The 1,241-nt window shown below is 45.0% G+C and carries 1 protein-coding gene and 1 pseudogene; both read right to left on the bottom strand.

What is annotated here, in order from left to right:
- Positions 1-1,091, bottom strand: a 1,091-nt coding sequence (gene ccmI / locus R7E42_RS24590; protein WP_318073176.1) for a c-type cytochrome biogenesis protein CcmI, incomplete at its 3' end; no start/stop codon positions are given.
- A pseudogene (locus tag R7E42_RS24585) lies at positions 1,091-1,241 on the bottom strand (cytochrome c-type biogenesis protein CcmH); the annotation flags it as partial. The gene ccmI and the pseudogene R7E42_RS24585, both read right to left, overlap by 1 nt.

Genomic DNA, 1,241 nt, shown 5'->3' with positions numbered 1-1,241 from the left:
AGTTTTTCTAACGATGATAGGTTTTGCCCTTGCATCATCGCGTTACCGTCATCTAGCACCACTGTTCGTGGGAACGAACCAAGTGGATAGCGAGCGGCTGCAACCGGCATTGGTGAACCATCAGCACGATGAATTGAGACAATTAATACCGCGTTAGGATCAAGTTGTGCTTCAGGTGCGACATTAATCGTTACTGCCACGCTTTTATCCGGAGAAACCACTTCACCCATTTGTTTGCGTGCATGGTCGATACTGCGTGAAAGGCTTTCGTATCGGCTATCGTCAGGACCGATCATCTGCTGCATGATGCCCCAGTATTTAATTGCTGCTGGGTAATCTTTACGTTCAAATGCATCAAATGCGAGCAATGAGAACACGCGTAAATCCACGTAATCTTGTTGCATGAGCTTACCAAGTAAAGAACGAGCCGTTGCTTGGTCCATCTCGTCTTGAGAAAGCATTAACGCCTGAGCGTAACCTAACATAACGTCAGGATCTTTTGGCTCAAGAGCATACGACTTTTTCATAGAATCGATGGCTGTCGTCACATCGCGGTTCGCTAATGCAATACGACCGAGTAGCAACCAACCGGTTGAATCTTCTGGCTGATAATGCAGGCGCGTGCGCAGTGCTAACGTTAAATCAGCCATTTCATCATCGCTCAGAGGTTCAGACGACGACGACATCAGCTTCTTAGAAAGCTCTGGCAAGTTAGACGTAACCTCTTGCCATTTCACAACATCTTGAGATGCGCCAAACTTGTAATAAAGCCCGTAACTTAACGCAACCGTAAGAATCACAGAAGGAATAAGCACTGCCATCGGCGAGACTTTGGTTTCCTGACTCATTTTCTGTGCAGGAATATCATCCAAAAGTGACTGCTTAAGATCAGAAATCAGATCTTCTTGACTCTCGACAAGACCTTCTTCTGTTTCTTCTTGAAGCTCAGAAAGACGATCTTTATAAAAAGCTTTGTTCAACTCATCACGTAAGATGTCGTCGTTGTTTGCTTTCTGCTTCAGAAGAGGCAGCGCAACTAACGCACAAGCAATCAACGTCAGAATAACGGTGGAAATCCAAAATAGAGTCATTACTTATTATCTCCGTTATTCTCTTCTTCAAGCAGTGCTTTTAAACGCGCTTCTTTTTGCTCGTCCCATTTCTCGTCGTTGTTTGCTGTGACTTTTGCTTTTGACTTTCGGCTACGAAGCACGATCAAACCAAAACCGCCCAAAACCACA

The sequence above is a fragment of the Vibrio sp. Vb1337 genome, from assembly GCF_033338715.1.
GTDB classification, from domain to species: Bacteria; Pseudomonadota; Gammaproteobacteria; order Enterobacterales; family Vibrionaceae; genus Vibrio; species Vibrio alginolyticus.
Note: the sequence above shows the minus strand (reverse complement) of the source record. Positions and strands in the feature narration are given on the sequence as shown.